At 48.7% G+C, this 797-nt stretch carries 1 protein-coding gene; it reads left to right on the top strand.

Annotation, left to right across the window (positions count from 1 at the left end; all coding sequences use genetic code 11):
• Positions 1-373 precede the first annotated feature (373 nt).
• Complete coding sequence (locus tag G7Y43_RS06475; protein ID WP_165045246.1) at positions 374-688, top strand: hypothetical protein; 315 nt, start codon at positions 374-376, stop codon at positions 686-688.
• The last annotated feature ends 109 nt before the right edge of the window (positions 689-797 follow it).

The raw sequence follows: 797 nt of genomic DNA, 5'->3' as shown, positions 1-797 counted from the left end.
ACTACCTTACGAAAGGACAAATCGATTCCATCGTCAACTGTCAATTCAACATACCCAATGTTCAGTAGTGCTGCATACCGAAGCACGTTCGAAGGATAGGACGACCCACCTGATGGCACCGATGGCTTGGGTGCACAACGTTTAAAAGACAAAGCGAAGTGCACCTACAAACCATGTCGAATTCTTAGCACCAGAAATGAAATCGAAACTCGGAAGTCAGGTAATATGTCTACAGACGCGATTAGTTAGTATAACGCCCGCACATCCTCTACGCAAGCAGCAAATTCGCCCGCACGAAAAAACTTCTATATCAAGAATAACTTGTTTGTTAGACAGTATTACAATATACTAGGAGCAACCGAAAGGAGTACGAATGGATGCTATCGTTTCAGCACGTGTTCCTGTCGCCGTGAAAGAACGAGGGAACGCCACCTTAAAAGAGCTGGGATCTACGCCTTCGCAGCTTATCAATGCCGCCTATGAGTTTGTCCTCGCAGAGCGACAACTCCCAAAAGCGCGTGAGCCACTCCGCGCCGCCGGGGCTCAAAAACGAGCGCTCACATCCCAGCAAGTCGAAAAAATACGCGCAGCACTCGAGGCCATGTACGTTGGTCCCACCGTCAGCAATCAACCATTCAACGAACAGCTTAACAAAGCAAGGGATGAGCGTTATGCGCGTTTTGCTTGATACCAACGTCCTCATCGATCTATACACACAGCGACCACCTGATGATGATATCGCCCAAAAGCTTCTCGTTATGAGGGAATTCGGCGATGCGGAACTCTGGGTTTCAGCC

This window comes from Adlercreutzia sp. ZJ138, from assembly GCF_011038935.1.
Taxonomy (GTDB): domain Bacteria; phylum Actinomycetota; class Coriobacteriia; order Coriobacteriales; family Eggerthellaceae; genus ZJ141.
This window is presented reverse-complemented; position numbering and strand designations above follow the sequence as displayed.

Bases quoted from the DNA above. Each gene is read 5' to 3' on its own strand.
- G7Y43_RS06475 (WP_165045246.1), top strand. From the start codon at position 374: ATGGATGCTATCGTTTCAGCACGTGTTCCTGTCGCCGTGAAAGAACGA.